The organism is Alistipes ihumii AP11, assembly GCF_025144665.1.
Classification (GTDB): domain Bacteria; phylum Bacteroidota; class Bacteroidia; order Bacteroidales; family Rikenellaceae; genus Alistipes_A; species Alistipes_A ihumii.
Genome location: NZ_CP102294.1, coordinates 2,064,177 through 2,079,633 on the forward strand (window position 1 = coordinate 2,064,177; position 15,457 = coordinate 2,079,633).

The 15,457-nt window shown below is 57.9% G+C and carries 11 protein-coding genes and 2 tRNA genes; 6 read left to right on the forward strand and 7 right to left on the reverse strand.

Going from position 1 to position 15,457, the window contains the following annotated elements; genetic code table 11:
• Nucleotides 1-87 precede the first annotated feature (87 nt).
• From NQ491_RS08365 to NQ491_RS08375, 3 genes are all read right to left on the reverse strand, one after another.
• Nucleotides 88-3,342, reverse strand: a complete 3,255-nt coding sequence (locus NQ491_RS08365) for a glycosyl hydrolase (protein ID WP_019246623.1) — start codon at nt 3,340-3,342, stop codon at nt 88-90.
• Nucleotides 3,343-3,652: 310 nt separating this feature from the next.
• Nucleotides 3,653-5,461: a hypothetical protein gene (locus NQ491_RS08370; protein ID WP_187119333.1), complete on the reverse strand. Its 1,809-nt coding sequence runs from the start codon at nt 5,459-5,461 to the stop codon at nt 3,653-3,655.
• A 338-nt stretch (nt 5,462-5,799) separates the two neighbouring features.
• A complete protein-coding gene (locus NQ491_RS08375) occupies nt 5,800-7,044 on the reverse strand; it encodes a DNA methyltransferase (protein ID WP_026089771.1) in 1,245 nt (414 codons plus the stop codon).
• Nucleotides 7,045-7,146: 102 nt separating this feature from the next.
• Here NQ491_RS08375 and NQ491_RS08380 point away from each other — a divergent pair, with 102 nt between their 5' ends.
• From NQ491_RS08380 to NQ491_RS08395, 4 genes are all read left to right on the forward strand, one after another.
• A complete protein-coding gene (locus NQ491_RS08380) occupies nt 7,147-7,440 on the forward strand; it encodes a hypothetical protein (RefSeq protein ID WP_019246620.1) in 294 nt (97 codons plus the stop codon).
• Complete coding sequence (locus NQ491_RS08385) at nt 7,430-8,176, forward strand: MvaI/BcnI family restriction endonuclease (RefSeq protein ID WP_026089769.1); 747 nt, start codon at nt 7,430-7,432, stop codon at nt 8,174-8,176. The genes NQ491_RS08380 and NQ491_RS08385 overlap by 11 nt, the downstream gene beginning before the upstream one ends.
• Nucleotides 8,177-8,403: 227 nt before the next feature.
• The gene (locus tag NQ491_RS08390) at nt 8,404-9,174 is read left to right on the forward strand and encodes a glycerophosphodiester phosphodiesterase (RefSeq protein ID WP_019246618.1); all 771 of its coding nucleotides are present in this window, start codon (nt 8,404-8,406) and stop codon (nt 9,172-9,174) included.
• Between the two features lie 280 nt (nt 9,175-9,454).
• Nucleotides 9,455-9,527 (forward strand) — tRNA-Thr (locus NQ491_RS08395).
• A 306-nt stretch (nt 9,528-9,833) separates the two neighbouring features.
• Here the strand turns inward: NQ491_RS08395 and panD are convergent.
• Complete coding sequence (gene panD, locus NQ491_RS08400; RefSeq protein ID WP_019246617.1) at nt 9,834-10,193, reverse strand: aspartate 1-decarboxylase; 360 nt, start codon at nt 10,191-10,193, stop codon at nt 9,834-9,836.
• A 141-nt stretch (nt 10,194-10,334) separates the two neighbouring features.
• Complete coding sequence (gene panC / locus NQ491_RS08405) at nt 10,335-11,168, reverse strand: pantoate--beta-alanine ligase (RefSeq protein ID WP_019246616.1); 834 nt, start codon at nt 11,166-11,168, stop codon at nt 10,335-10,337.
• 123 nt (nt 11,169-11,291) lie between these two features.
• Between panC and NQ491_RS08410 the strand changes: the two genes are divergently transcribed.
• Entirely contained in the window at nt 11,292-13,328 is a 2,037-nt protein-coding gene (locus tag NQ491_RS08410; RefSeq protein WP_394356791.1) for a dipeptidyl-peptidase 3 family protein, read from the forward strand.
• A gap of 569 nt (nt 13,329-13,897) precedes the next feature.
• Here NQ491_RS08410 and NQ491_RS08415 read toward each other — a convergent pair.
• Nucleotides 13,898-14,497, reverse strand: coding sequence for a lipoprotein signal peptidase (locus NQ491_RS08415; RefSeq protein ID WP_019246613.1), 600 nt, complete (start codon nt 14,495-14,497; stop codon nt 13,898-13,900).
• 350 nt (nt 14,498-14,847) lie between these two features.
• Complete coding sequence (locus NQ491_RS08420) at nt 14,848-15,120, reverse strand: HU family DNA-binding protein (protein WP_019246612.1); 273 nt, start codon at nt 15,118-15,120, stop codon at nt 14,848-14,850.
• Between the two features lie 197 nt (nt 15,121-15,317).
• On the opposite strand from NQ491_RS08420, the gene NQ491_RS08425 reads away from it, so the two are divergent.
• Nucleotides 15,318-15,402: transfer RNA gene (locus tag NQ491_RS08425), tRNA-Ser, on the forward strand.
• The last annotated feature ends 55 nt before the right edge of the window (nt 15,403-15,457 follow it).

The window sequence follows — 15,457 nt, forward strand, 5'->3', positions numbered from 1 at the left end:
TTATGCCGAATGAAAAAGCGGATACCTCGTTTCGAGGTATCCGCTTTTTGGAAATTGTGTCGGACTTTTCGGGCCCGGGCCGGATCGTTATTCGGCGTAATCGACGCTTTCGATCACGACGGGACCGAACAATCCTGCCTTTTGCAACGGAGAGTCGGCTTTCCACGAGTTGATCGCCGCCCATGTCGTGCGTTTGGCTTCCGGCAGATTCAGGTCGCCGATCAGGCGGTTGAGCCATGTGTTGACCACCTCGATCTCGACCTCGTTGTCGCCGGCTTTCACCAGATCGGTGATGTCGAGCGTGTAAGGCGCCGTCCACAGGCCGCCGGCATCCTGACCGTTCACCTTGACGCGCGCCATGGCGACGAAATCGCCCAAGTCGATCAGAATGTGGTTGCCGTCCGGAGCCGCGTCGAGCTTGAACGAGCTCTTGTAGACGGCCGTGCCCGAGTAGTATTTGATCAGGTCGTCGGAGTTCGTCGTCCAGTCGGTCAGCGCTTCGAATACGACGGGTTCCTTCGGGCCGCGTACCTTGTCGAGGAAGTCGACGGTCCACGGGCCGTCGAGCCGGGCGATCTGTACCGGCGTCGGGTAGTTGGCCTCCACGCCGCCGTCCGACGGCTGTCCCGCCGCGTCGAAGAACACGACGAAGGCGCTCTCATACGGCGCGAGCTTCATCGGCACGGCTGTCGCGCCTTCCTTCTGCTCGAAGGCGGGCAGCTTGCGGATTTCGCCCGTCGCGGCGCTCCACAGTTCGGGCTGCTTGCCGGTCACGCGGAACTCGGGCGTCACCTCGATCGTCCGGTCGCTCTGGTTCGAAACGAAGTAGATGTCGCCGTTCTCGAGCGTACGGTGGCCGTAATGTACGGGAGCTCCGTCCGGAATCCGGCAGTCGGGGATGCAGTCGATCAGCGCAAAGGCTTCTTCCATCGTCATGCCGTTGAGGATCATACCCTTGCCGACTTTCCGCGACTTGACGTTCACGCCGTCCACATCGCCCCAGATTTCAGCGGCCATCTGCCGGACTTGCTCGTCGGCCTCGGGCTGGTTCTGCAGGCTCGGCGAGCGGCTGGGCTGCGGTCCCATCACCACGGCTCCCTGCTCGATCAGCTGCTTGATCTTCGCGAGCAGTTCGGGACGCATCGTTTCGAGTTGCGGAAGCACCAGTATGCGGTATTGCGTACCGTGCGGCAGCGTGATCTTGCCGTCCTGTACGGTCATGTATTTCTCGATCACCTCGGCGTTCATGTAGTCGAACTGGTAGCCTGCGGGCAGAGCCGGATCGGTCACGCCCGTCATCTTCGGGGCGTCCTCGCCGATGAAGTAAGCCGCATCGGCCACGTTCAGCCCCTGCTGGAGCATGAAGTTCACTCGCTTGAGGTATGCCGTGAAGACATCCATCTGAGAGAACCATGTGTTGTGACGGTTGAATTCGTTGCTGAACCACGCGTTGATACCCGGTTCGCGGTCGTCGGGCTGCGAGATGTAGACGTGCAGCAGCGTGTTGTTGATGCCTTCGGCGAAGAAGCGGTCGCTGCGCTGCTTCATCATGCGCGGATAGCGGGTGAACGGAGCGGCTGCGGCCGTATTCGATTCGGCCGAAATCTTACGCTTGCCGTAGATATGTCCGCACGACGAGGCGGCGCGGTTCTCGATGTCGCCCAGCTCGCCCTCGCTCCAGAACTCGCCTCCGATTTCGTCGGACTGGCCGCCGTACATCAGGAATTCGCCGGGGAAGCCCCAGTGCCCGTAGTTTTCGAGCCATGTATGCAGTCCGTGCTCGTGACTGACGTCGCGCAGACCGCCCACGTAATCATAGGCCACCTTGTCGGCCACCATACGGCGCACGTCCCACAGGAAGCGGTCCGACGCTTCTTGACTGCCGACCACCACGCCCTCGTAAACGGGCAGATAAGGCGTCGGGTCGTAGCCGTAGCGGGTTTTGAACTCTTCGATCATGCCGTCGGTGAAGTTCTGTCCGCCGGTCTCGTAGCTGTCCTGAACGACTACGCGGAACGTCTTGCGGTCCTCGGCCGGAATGCGGCGCAGAATTTCGCCCATATGGGCATCGAAGTGGGCGGCGGCATGCTCGCGGCTCATCTTGTCGATTTCGAAGCCGGTAGCCTCGGGCGAAGCCGGAGAGTTCGTCGTGCCGGTCGGCGTCATACCCATGCGCAGGATGACCCATTCGCCTTCGGGTGCGTCCCACGTCAGCGTTCCGTCCTCGGCCATGTACTGCGAAATATCCTGCACGCTGGCCGGATCGACGACGGTCGCCGGGTCGTCCACGACGGGCTGTGCCGGCCACTGATAGTCTTTCCAGTAAGGCAGCGGGGTCGGGTGCATCTTGGCCAGCGATTTTTCTTTATAGCGCTCGACGCGCGGAGCTTCCGACAGGGTCACCTCGGCCAGTCCGGCGCTGCCGGTCGCTTCGGTGAGAACGAGACGGAAATCGGTGCCGGTCGTCGCAGGGATCGAGACGATCACCGGAGCGTACGGGTCGAATCCGACGTTCAGCGCGGTATTCAGCCGGTCCAACGTGAATCGGGAGAGCGTGCGGTAAGCATCGTTCTCCTTGACCTGCAGTTCGCCCTGCATCGACATCGAACGTTCGGCGGGGCGTACGGTCAGGCTGCGCGCTGTGAACGGGGTCTCGGCTTTCAGGTCGATCGTGAGCCGGCCGTTCTTCGGCAAGTCGACGCTTGTTTTCGGGTCGCCGTCGATTACCTTGGCGATGCCTGCGACCTGAGGAGCCGATACGACCGATGCGTTCGACGCGTTCAGCGTAACTCCGTCGCCTTTCGGCGCGGGATATGCGATCACTCGGACGTCCTGAAACTGATCGACCGGCTTATCGAGTTTGAGGCTGACCTTCTGGGGACCTTTTACTCGGGTTTCCGACGAGGCCAGATAGCGCATCGCCTGTTCGGGTTTTACCCACGGGCCTCCCGACTGGCTCCAGCCGGGGGAGTTGAATATGCCGATCTCGATGTCCAGTTCGGTCGCTTTTTTCAGTGCGGTGTGGAGAACGTCCCACCATTCGTCACTGAGCATCTTGACGTTGCCGTAAGGTACGTCGTCCTGACCGATGTTGCCGATGAACGCCCGGTTGATACCGGCCTTTTTCATCGACTCGAGGTCCTTGACGACGCCCTCCTTCGAGATGTTGTTCGATATCCAGTACCAGTAAACGCTCGTCTGGATCGAGTCGGGCGGAGTGACGAATCCCGAAGCCAGCGCTTCGCGGGATACGTAGCCCGGGCTTGCCGCCTTGTCGGTACAGCAGGAGGCCAGCGCGGCTCCCGCCAGTGCGCAAAGCGAAAGTTTTGCGATTTTCTTCATGGGTCTTTAAATGGTATTTAGGTGTTTTGGTTTCGCTGCTCGTGGGGCTCGCATGCGTCCGACGCCGAAACGCACTCCGGCCACCGAAAGCCGGTGGCGCGCGGGTTACGCATTGTCCCGAGCGTAAAAATAAGCATTTTAGTCCGCTCGAACAAGCTTTGCCGGCGATTCGCTGCCGTTTTTCGCAACTATTTTTCTTCGGCAAGGGCGTTTCTTCTGTCCCCGAGCCGGGCGATGCGGACGATACGGCCGGCTCGGGCGGGTGCCCGGCCGGCCGTGCCGTTTATCGGAGAAGCGTTGTTTTCGGGAGTTACAGCGTGGAGTAGACGAAGTTGAAGCGTCCGCCGGGAGCGGTGTCGCCGTTGACGTAGAAGTCCATGATGTTGCCGTTCTCCTGCATGTTGTCGTTCCACTTGAATTCGATATCGACCCGGTCGTCTGTCAGCCCGAGAATGCTCCGGGCGATCGATAGTTCGAGCTTGTCGCCGCTGACGGCCATGGCCGCTTCTCCGGCCTTCTCCCATTCCCAGCGTCCGCCGACGTTGCGCTCGACGATCGCCTTGCGTCCGTCCGGCGACAGACGGTTGACGATCACGTCGTATCCGTTCCAGCCCGTCGAGCGGTCGCGGTCCGTGTCGATCAGCAGCATCATCCAGTTGCGGTCGGTGCTGGGCGTGAGCCGGTCGGCCGTCTCGACGTAGAAATAGAGGTTATTGTCATCGCGCGCCACTTTCGCTCCGACGATGTCGTTGCGGCCCGTGTTGTTCACGTAATATTCGCTGTATCGGCCCCGGTGGTCGCGGTGCATCGTGTTGCCCCGGTAATGACGGTAATAGGGCGCCACGTCGTTCCAGCCGTCGGCGCGGCCGATGCGGATCGTTTTCGGAGCCGAGGGCTTTTCCGGTGCGTCCATGCCTTTGAATTTCCGGACTTTGTCAACGAGTTGCAGATAGTATACGTCGCCTCGGTCACCCCAGCCGGCATTGGGCTCGATGTCGCGGCTGCAGTTCCAGTTGTACTGATCGACGAACGAGAACGGATCGCCGTTCCAGCTATCCTTGGGCAACCATTGTCCGGCGATGAACTCGTTCCAGCCCGTCACGAAGACCAGCTCCGGATCGAGCTCGTAGGCGCGTTCCCACTGCTCGTCGAAGTTCCAGCCGTACAGGTATCCGTCCACGCGCGGATCGAAGCCGTTGCGCACGCTGAAGTTGCGGCCGTAGGCGTCTTTGACGTTGAACGCTCCGCAGTGTCCTTTCCGGTCGGGCGACGTGTTCTGCGCGATGCCGACGGCCACCTGTTCGAAGTCGCCGTCCGGGCTTTTGACGTATCCGTGCTGCGGATAGACCTCGAGCCAGCCCCATTGGTCGTTGCGCGTCGGGCCGTCGACGTAGTCGGGCTGGCCGGGGCGGAACGTGAAGAAATCGGCGATCGCCCGGTCGGTGGGCGAGTCGGTCAGGTTGTCGGGATAGGCCATGATACAGGGTTTGCCTTTCCAGACGAACCACAGGTTTTCGTAGCGTCCGGGCTTGTACAGGTCGTTATAGAGCTGCCGCAGCGAGACGAGCGAGTGCGGAGCCGGGCCGAACGGGAGCATGAAAGCTATTTTCGGAACGTTCACCCCGTCTTTCTGCGCCTGATCCCAGGTTTTGAGCAACGCTTCGTAGGAGTCCTGCCATGTCAGGCTTCCGTTCGTACAGTCGAAGAACACGGCATCGACGCCTGCGTCGGCCAGCATTTCGGCGTGCTTGCGAAGCACCCACGGGTCGGTCGTCTTGTAGTATCCCAACAGGGGCTGTTCCCAGAAGAAAAAGCCGGGTTGCTTCGTGCCCCATGCCGGATGATGGTAGTCTTTCATCGCCTCGGGATGCTGTCGGACGATTTCGGTGATGTTCTTGACACGGTAGGTCGTGTCGTCGTTTCCCTGATGCCATGTCCAGTAGAACATGGCGACGAACTTGTCGGGCTTCTTGGCACCTGCTTCCTGGTAGTCGCGCACCTTGCGGCCGAGCGCGTCCGTCGCGGCCCACGAGTCGCTGCCGACCGTCTGGGCCGGAGCCGTTCCGCCGAGCAATAGCGCTCCCGCGCACAGGCTCGGCCATAATTTTTTCGGTTTCATAAAAATAGGGTTTGGTTAGGTTAATGCGCGGATCGGTCCGATCCGCCGCAATCGCCTTGGGTGGAAACGATTGCCTGCAACAGTAAAGATATGAAATGTCTGTGAGTTATGCAACGTTCGGCGAAAATCTTCGTTCTGTCTGCGGGAAAATGCCCGGCTTTCGAGTCTGTTGTCATGAAGCGCACGGGAAAGACGATCCGTCGGAGGCAATCGGGAGCTCCGGAAATAGTCCTGTATCTCGGGCGAGCGAAATATTTCCAGGGAAAGGCTGCCGGAATAAAACGAAACGCGGCCCGCTCGGGCCGTTCGATACATCGGATATGTGGTGGGAAAGCGCGCTACTCTTTTTTCAGGATGACGATGTATTCGCTGTGCATCGTGTTCATGTTGGCGCCTTTCTTGTTCGAGGGGCTCGTGACGCTCGGCATCCGTTTGCCGGTGATCGACCGGACGTAGGTATGCTCGTGCCGGAAGCCGTTCTGCTCGAACATCTCGGCCGTAAAATGATCCAAAGGGATCTGTATTCCTTTGACGGTACGGTTTCCGACGACATAGCAGACCCTGCCGCCGCTACGCACGACGCTCGATACATGGGCGATGGAGCGGTGGTAGTCGTCCAGAAAGGTCATGACTTCCACGTATCTGCGCTGGTCGACCTCCTTGATCTGCTCGAGCTCGCGGGCGATCGTTTCCGTGCGGAAGGAAAATTCCGTCTTGAGTTGGCCGCCCATCAGCAGCGAGTCGATCTTTTGCGCGTTCTCGAACTGGAACCACTCGTTGGTCCAGCGTGAGAACTGGCCGTAAGCCACTGTCGTCTTGCTGTCGCCGTACGGAGGGGATGTGATGACCATATCGGCCTTGCGCCCCTTGAATATCCGTTGCGGAATGCCGTCGATCGTATTGAAGTTCGATACGACCGTCCGGCCGGGATGCGCGACGGTGCTGTAGGCCGAAAGCCCTCCCAGATTGCGCTGTACTTTGCGAATGAACAGCTTGAAAGGATCGACGTCGAACTTGCTGATTTTCGAGGGCGCTATCCGGTAGCGTTTGAACTCGCCGTTGCGCGTGTAGGAGGATTCGCGGATTACTTCCGACAAGGCCAGACGGAAAAAGTTTACGAACGAGCGGTCGGCGTGCGCGTCGATCAGGTCGGTCAGGAATCGCAGCTTGGCGAGGTTTTCCGCACTGTACCAGTAATCGGCTTTTGTGATATGGTCGTAACAGTATTCGCCCTGCAATCGGGGATCGTACGTTTCGAGCCGCTCGGTCAGGAACTGCAGGAACTCTTTCAGCCGGTTTGCGTCGTATCTTGTGGTTTTCACCTCGGCGATCAGACAGGCCAGCGGGTTGATGTCGGTTCCGATCGAGTCGATCCCTTGGACGGAGGCCTCCACCAGCGACGTGCCCGAGCCCATGTAGGGATCGAACAGCAGCCCGAAATGTCCTTCCGGGCGGTACTCGTTGAGCAGCTTTCTGGCGATCTGCGGAATCATCATAGCCGGGTAGTTATGATAGCCGTGCGTGTACTCCTTGGTATTCACGTTCTTGAAGTCCCATTCGGAGGAGTATGTTCTTGGATACATTATGGAATTAATTTAGTGCAAATATAGCAAATACTCTCACATTGAGGGCGGCAAATACGGGATAAATTCATATATTGCCCTCAGAATGTGTGCAATGTCATTATGAAAACCGATTTTCAGCTGCGGGTTATCAACATCATCCGCGAACTGAGGCAGGGGCAAAATGCAAGCCAGGCTTACGTGGCCGAGCTGCTCGATCTGCGAAGCTCCGGACTGGTCGGCAATATCGAGAGTCCGCGTTTCCCTCACAAGTATACGCTCAAGCAGCTTTCCGTCCTATGCGAGGCTTTTCAGTACCCGTTCGAGAACCTGTTTCTCGACGAAAAGGAGACGCTATTGCCTTATAAGGAGCGTATCAAACTGCTAATCAATAAAATTATCGACTATGATGGATGAGAATTTGATTGTCGAAAAATTCCGTGAGATCAAGGAACTGGGGTTCGTCAAAAGCAAGCGGCCTTACAGTACGGGGATAGGCAAGACTTTCGAGGATTACCTGGGGGTTACCGAGAACAACGAGATCGGGCCCGATTTCGCCGGGTTCGAGGTGGTCAGCAAGCGCACGCAGACCTCGACTTTCCTTTCGCTGTTCACCAAAAGCCCGTCGCATCCTCGCAGCGTCAATACGATTCTGCTCGAGCGATACGGCGAGGAATACGAAGGATATCCCGGAATGCGAAAGCTCCATACGTCGGTTTTCGCCGGCAAGTTCAATACTTACCGCAATGCCTACGGTTTCCGGATCGTCAATGACACGCAAGGTAAAAAGATCGTGCTCGAGGTCAGCTCGCTCCCGGAGATGGAAGTGATCGATTCGAGCGTCTATTGGACCTACCACGATCTGGAGCAGTGCCTGCTGACGAAGCTCAAGGCGCTGTTCTTCGTGTATGCCGACTCGGATATGCGCGACGGCACCGAGTATTTTCATTACACTCAGGCCGATATTTATCTCGATCCCTCGCTCGAGAACCTGCTGAAGCTGATCGACCGGGGCCGACTGATGATCGATATCCGGATCGGGTCGTATAAAACCGGCAAGATGAAAGGCAAGCCGCACGATCACGGTACCGGTTTCCGCATCCGGCCGGAGGATTTGTCGCTGCTCTACGAGCATCACCTGCATATCGACTGACGCTGTCGCCGGGCGTTCCGGCCGGAAATCCGAGTCCGCCCGCCGTCTTTCGGTCTGTGCGGGCGATTCGGTCCTGTAACCCGGAAAGTTTATTTGCAACGTCGGTTCCCGTTCGCTATCTTTACGGACGTATTCGGTTATGAGAACATGCTGGATACGGGGGGCGCCATGCGCTTGTTTTTCGTTCGACTCGGATATAAGTCTAACTCGTTAAATATATAATTGAAATGAAAATCGGTAAATTGTTTCTGACCGCGGTAACTTTCTGTTCTGTCGCTTCGCTGCAAGCCCAATCCGAGACCCAAATCGTCGCGCATCGGGGATATTGGAAAACCGAGGGATCGGCCCAGAATTCCATCGCTTCGCTCGAAAAGGCGATCGAAATCGGGTGCCGGGGCTCGGAAATCGATTTGATTCTGACGACCGACGGCGTGCTCGTGTTGCATCACGACGATGCGATCGCCGGCAAGCGGGTGGATGCGAGCACCTATGCCGAAATCAAGGACGTCAAGCTGTCCAACGGCGAATCCCTGCCGACGTTCGACGCCTTTCTGGCTGTCGCCCGGAAGCAGAAAGGCACCAAGCCGATCATCGAGATCAAGCCCCATCAGACCAAGCAGAAGGAGGATGCGGCCGTCCGTGCCGCGCTGGACGCCGTTCGCCGTGCGGGGATGAACAAGCGGGTCGAGTATATCTCGTTTTCGAAGAACATTTGCGAGCAGTTGATAGCGAACGGCCCCAAAGGAATCAAGGTGGCTTATCTGGGCGGCGACCTGTCGCCCCGGGAGCTCGCCGAGCGGGGATATACCGGACTCGACTATCATATCGGCACGATGCGGGCCCATGAGGAGTGGTTCGACGAAGCGAGGAAGTTGGGCCTCGAGATCAATGTCTGGACCGTCAATGACGAGGAATCGATGAAATACCTGATCGGGAAAGGTGTCGATTACATCACGACCGACGAACCCGAGCTGTTGCAGAGCCTTCTCGGCAAGTAGCGGTCAGAGGCGTCCGCCGGTCTGCTTGGCTCAAAGGGGCGACCTTTTACGTTTCGTATGGCATGGCCGGGAGTGTCCGTTCGGATCCGGGAAGGGGGCGGTGTTCCGGCCTTTGCCTTTACGGATTGTTGGTCATGATTGGCGTGTCGCATATGCTTCTGATAATCAGTAATTTATGCGATCAACGCATGGTCCGGCGAAAAAAAATGAAAGTTTTTGCCGGAAATTCGGGAAATTTTTCCCAAATTTGCACTCGCAATTCCGCAAGGATGCGCGCGTTGCCAAAATAGCTCAGTCGGTAGAGCATTTCATTCGTAACGAAAAGGTCGTGGGTTCGAGTCCCACTTTTGGCTCCGGAGCAGGAGACGGGACAGGTGAAAGCCTGTCCCGTTTTTTTCTGTTGGCGTATAGCTTTGTTTCTTCTCCGAATGGATTTCCCGGACACTTCTGCCATATTTCTTTCGCCCGGTGTTTCTGTCGTAATAAAATCATACGGGGCTGCGGCCTTGCGTCCGGCCGATCCGGAAGAAAACGGAGAGCCCTCTGCGGTCAGAAAACGTTGGAAGAAGCGTCCGGCGATTTCGATATGAACGTGCCGAACGAGACGAGCGCAACGGATTTCGTTAGCCGTTGCGCTCGCATGCGTTAACCGACGGGTTTTATCGGATCAGCCGGTTCGTGTCGGTGTCGGGAAAGACCACCCATGGCGTGAAGCTCTTGGCTTCCTCGAAATCCATGCGCGCATAGGAAATGATGATCACCACGTCGCCTACGACGCACTTGCGGGCCGCCGGTCCGTTCAGACAGACGGCGCCGCTGCCGCGCTCCCCCTTGATTATATAAGTCTCCAGCCGCTCGCCGTTGTTGACGTTGACGATCTGCACCTTTTCGCCGGCGATCAGATGGGCCGCGTCGAGCAGGTCCTCGTCGATCGTGATGCTGCCCACGTAGCTGAGGTTGGCCTGCGTGATGGTCACCCGGTGTATCTTGGACTTGAGTACCTCTACTTGCATGTTCATGACTTTGTCGTCGATTGATTTTCCGTTCGCTGCGGGTATGCTACGGACGGAACGCCGTTTACGGGAGGCAAATTTATATAAATATATCCGAATACTCAAAAACGGCGCTTTCGTCCGACCCGGCGTTCCGTAGAGTCGGGGCTAAGCGATGGCGATGTTGTCGATCAGGCGGATGTCGCCCGCCTGTACGGCTATGCAGCAGCGCATCGGGAACGAGTCGCTCCACGTATCGATCTCCTCGAGCGTCTCTGCGTGGACGACCGAAAGATATTCCGTCTTCAGCAGCTTCGTCGCGTCGATACGCTCGACGACCCGGCGGCGGAACTCCTCCACGCTCATCGTGCGCGCGGCGGCGGCGTTTTCGTTCAGCGCGCCGTAGATCGTCGGTGCGGCCGCGCGGTGGGCGGGGGTGAGCAGCGCGTTGCGCGAGCTGAGAGCCAGTCCGTCCGCACCGCGAACGATCGGGCATGCGACGATCTGTACCGGGTAACCGTAGCGACGGACCATTTCGCGGATCACGGCGATCTGCTGGAAATCCTTCTCTCCGAAATAGGCCCGTTCGGGCCGGACGATGTCGAACAGCCGGCTGACGACCTGGGCCACTCCGTTGAAATGACCCGGGCGGTGGGCTCCCTCCATCGTTTTGTCCGTCGTACCCAGATCGAACACACGGGTGTCCTTCTGCGGATAGATGTCTTCGACCGAAGGCATCAGGACATAGTCTACCCCGGTTTTCTCGAGCAGCGCCAGGTCGGCTTCCTCGGTGCGGGGATAATTCTTCAGGTCGTTCGGGTCGTTGAACTGCGTCGGGTTGACGAAGACGCTGACGACCGCGCGATCGCACTCCGCGCGGCATTTCTCCACCAACGAAAGATGCCCCTCGTGCAGGGCCCCCATCGTCGGGACGAGGCCTGTCCGCCCGGCTCCGCGAGCCATTTCGCGCGACAGTTCCGCGTTTTTCGTAAAGACTTTCATCGGGTTTTATCGTACGCCTTTGGCGTTTTTTTTGACATGGCAAAGGTAGAAATTAGATTATAATATACGAAGCTTTTTTCGGAAAAGGTCGTAACTTTGTACGGAACATAATCATGTAACTGTATGAAGAAAATTTTTACGATTGCGCTTATGGCAACACTCGTTACGGGTATGTACTCCTGCCGTCAGAAACAGGGCGGCGAGCAGAAGTTCGACTGGATAGCCGACCGCTTCGACGATATCAAGGTGCTCAAGTACCGCGTTCCGGGTTTCGACACCCTTTCTTTGGACGAGAAGAAGCTGGTCTACTACCTGAGCCAGGCCGCCCTGTCGGGCCGCGACATCCTGTTCGACCAGAACGGCCGGTACAATCTGCGCATACGCCGCACGCTCGAAGCGATTTACCGGGGGTACACGGGCGACCGGACGAGCGAGTCGTTCAAGCGGTTCGAGAAGTACCTCAAGAAAGTGTGGTTCGCCAACGGCATTCACCATCACTATTCGACCGACAAGTTCCATCCCGAGTTTACGGAAGCTTATTTCGACGAGCTGATCGCCGCGACTCCCGCCGAGAATTTTCCTGCCGACTTCGGCTCGGTGGAGGAAGTCGTGGCCGAGATCAAGCCGGTGATTTTCGATCCTGCCGTGATGCCCAAGCGGGTCAACCAGGCCGAGGGCGAGGACCTGATCGTCACGTCGGCCAACAACTACTACGAGGGGGTCACGCAGAAAGAGGTCGAGCGGTTCTATGCCGAGCGGATGAATCCGCACGATACGACGCCCGTTTCGTGGGGACTGAACAGCAAACTGGTCAAGGAGCCCGACGGACGGATCGTCGAGCGGGTATGGAAAGTGGGCGGCATGTACTCGCCTGCGATCGAGAAAATCGTCTATTGGCTCGGCAAGGCCGCCGAAGTGGCCCGAGAGCCGCAGAAGCAGACGATTCTCGCGCTGATCGACTATTACCGCAGCGGCGATCTGAGGCAGTTCGACGCTTTCAACATCCGCTGGGTCGAGGATACCGTGTCGAAGGTTGATTTCGTCAACGGCTTCACCGAGAACTACGGCGACCCGCTCGGCTACCGGGGAGCATGGGAAGGCATGGTCAATTTCCGCGATGAGGAGGCCACGCGCCGGACGCAGACGATCAGTGAGGAAGCGCAGTGGTTCGAGGACCATTCCCCGATCGACCCTCAGTACCGCAAGGAGCGGGTGAAGGGCGTTTCGGCCAAGGTGATCACGGCGGCCGTTCTGGGCGGCGACTGCTATCCCTCGACGCCGATCGGCATCAACCTGCCCAACGCCGACTGGATCCGCCGCGATCACGGCTCGAAGTCGGTGACGATCCAGAATATCACGGATGCCTATGACGAGGCGGCCAAGGGGAACGGATTCGCCGAGGAGTTCATCCTCGATCCGTCGATCATCGAACTGCGGGAAAAGTACGGGTCGTTGGGCGACAACCTGCATACCGACCTGCACGAGTGCCTCGGTCACGGTTCGGGCAAGCTGGCTCCGGGCATCAAAGGCGACGAGCTGAAGAACTATTCGTCTACGCTCGAGGAGGCTCGCGCCGATTTGTTCGCGCTCTATTATCTGGGCGATCCGAAACTGGTCGAGCTGGGGCTCGTGCCGTCGTTCGACGTGGCCAAGGCCGAGTATGCCCAGTACGTTATGAACGGCATGATGACGCAGCTCACGCGCATCCGGCCCGGCAAGACGGTCGAGGAGGCGCACATGCGCAACCGCAAGCTGATCGCCGAGTGGTGCTACGAGAAAGGCCGCGCCGACAACGTGATCGAGAAAGTGGTCAAGGACGGCAAGACGTATATCGTCGTCAACGACTACGAGAAGCTGCGGACGCTGTTCGGCGACCTGCTCCGCGAGATTCAGCGTATCAAGAGTACGGGCGATTTCGCGGCGGGTCAGGCGCTCGTCGAGACTTACGGCGTGCAGGTCGATCCCGCGCTGCACAAGGAGGTGCTCGACCGCTATGCGAAGCTGAAGCTGGAACCTTATGCCGGATTCGTCAATCCGGTTTACAAACCTGTTATGGAGAACGGCGAGATCGTCGACGTGCTGATCGAGTACACGGACGATTATCCGGGCCAGATGATGGAGTACTCCGAGAACTATTCGTTCCTGCCGTCGGTCAACTGATAGGACGGTCCGATTCCGGATTAATCGGGAATCTTTTCGCTTGCGGGCGGACGGGCAACGGGAGCCCGTCCGCCTGTCTTTTGTCCGGATGTCGACAGAGTTGCTGCCGGCCGTTTTCGAGGTTTGGCCGATGCGGTCGTATAAGTTCCGTACCGGTTCGTTTATGAAGCCTATGGATGGGTTTCGAACGGCGTTTCCGGTTATGGCGCCCGTTGTGTGTCGGGATGCTTTCTGCGCGGTTCTTTCTTGCTGCCGAACGGCACGGCTTTGCTCGTAACGTCATTCGGCGATCGGCTTGCGGTTGCGCATGTATGTTGCCGTGTCGGTCTTACGGCGCCGCCGGCGGTCGGGCGAAGCCGTGCTGCATTCGGAAACGCCATGTGCCGGACCCGGTCGGAAGCCATACCGATAGATCCGCGCATCGGATCGGATTATTTGACGTTCTTTCCTCTTCTGACGGGCCACAAAAGTGAACTCCGAACCGTCGGAACAGGCAGGAATCGTCCGCACTGTGACGGGAATGGACTCGGCGGAGCGAAAAGTCGTTCGATCCGAACGACCGCTCGCCGCTATTTGAAAAATTTCCGCTGGAAGAGCAGCATGTAGAGCACGCCGATGGTGATGTAGCTGTCGGCCAAGTTGAAAATCGGACTGAAGAACAGAAACGACTCGCCGCCGATTCCCGGTATCCATGACGGATAGGTGCCTCGGAATAGCGGGAAGAACAGCATGTCGACCACTCTCCCGTGCAGAAATCCGGCATAGCCTCCTCCTTCGGGCAGGAACGTCGCCGGGGCGGTGAATGTCGATTCCGAGAAAAGCAGGCCGTAGAACGCGCTGTCGATCACGTTGCCCAGCGCGCCGGCGAAAATCAGCGAGAAACCGACCAGCACGCCTGTCGGGGCCTTTTTACGAAGCAAATGGTGGATGTAGTAGCCGAGCGCGCCGATAGCTACGAGCCGGAATATGCTGAGAATCAGTTTGCCATAGCTGCCTCCGAGCTCAAACCCGAATGCGGCTCCCGGATTCTCTATGAACCGGATGAAGAACCAGTTCGGAAAGACGGTCACGCTCTCGTCGAGCGCGAAGTGGGTCTTGATCCATATTTTGACGATCTGGTCGACGGCCAGCAGCGCGACGATCAGCAGGGCGATTTTTTTCTTGGCCATGGCTTCGCGAGATTTCCGGTTGCAAAGATGTCCCATTTTTCTGAAACGGACAAATTTAGGGTGCGGCCAGTATCCGAGATCGCGTTTCCGCTCGGGCGGATTGAACCGGCATGGGATAGCGGACGCCTTTCGACCCGGGGAGCGGCTGCCGGGTTGCGGTCGGGTATCCACCATGGCGCGGCGTTCCGGTTCCGGCGCATCGGATCTCTCCGGCTTCCGTCCGGTCGGCTCCGTTTCTCCGGCTTGTCAAGAGCAGGCAGCCGCGAAAGGATGTCCTTTCGCGGCTGCCTTTATCGAACCGTTGACCGGTTCCGCATTTTTTCGCAGTAGTTTTCGCAGCGGGGCGAAAACTATTTCACCAGCGCGTTCAGTTCGGCGCCGGCCTTGAATTTCACGACGTTCTTTGCGGCGATCTTGATCGCGGCGCCCGTGCGCGGGTTACGTCCGGTGCGGCCCGGCTTCTTGGCTACGGCGAACGATCCGAATCCGATCAGCGCGATCTTGTCGCCTGCTTTCAACGCTTCTCCGGTTACGTTAATGAAAGCGTCCAGCGCTTTCTTGGCATCCACCTTGGTGATCGAGGCTTTCTTCGCGATTGCGTCAACGAGTTGAGTTTTGTTCATGGTAGTATAAGGTTTAAAGGATAGTAATTTCCGCTACTTCTTACAAATATAGCAAAAATGTTTTTATCTGAAAATAAACTTTCGGGGATAAAGCGACTTGATTCGTTTCGCGCGTTGCCTCTTCATAGTCCCGCTGCAGGGAAAGGGAATCGGGGAGAAAATTGGAAAAGTGAAAATTCCGTTATATTTTTACGCCCGGAAAGATGGCAGAGTGGTCGATTGCGGCGGTCTTGAAAACCGTTGAGCTGAGAGGCTCCGGGGGTTCGAATCCCTCTCTTTCCGCCGGAATGTCAAGGAAGAACTGAAATCCCTGCGAGTTGCACTTGCAGGGATTTTT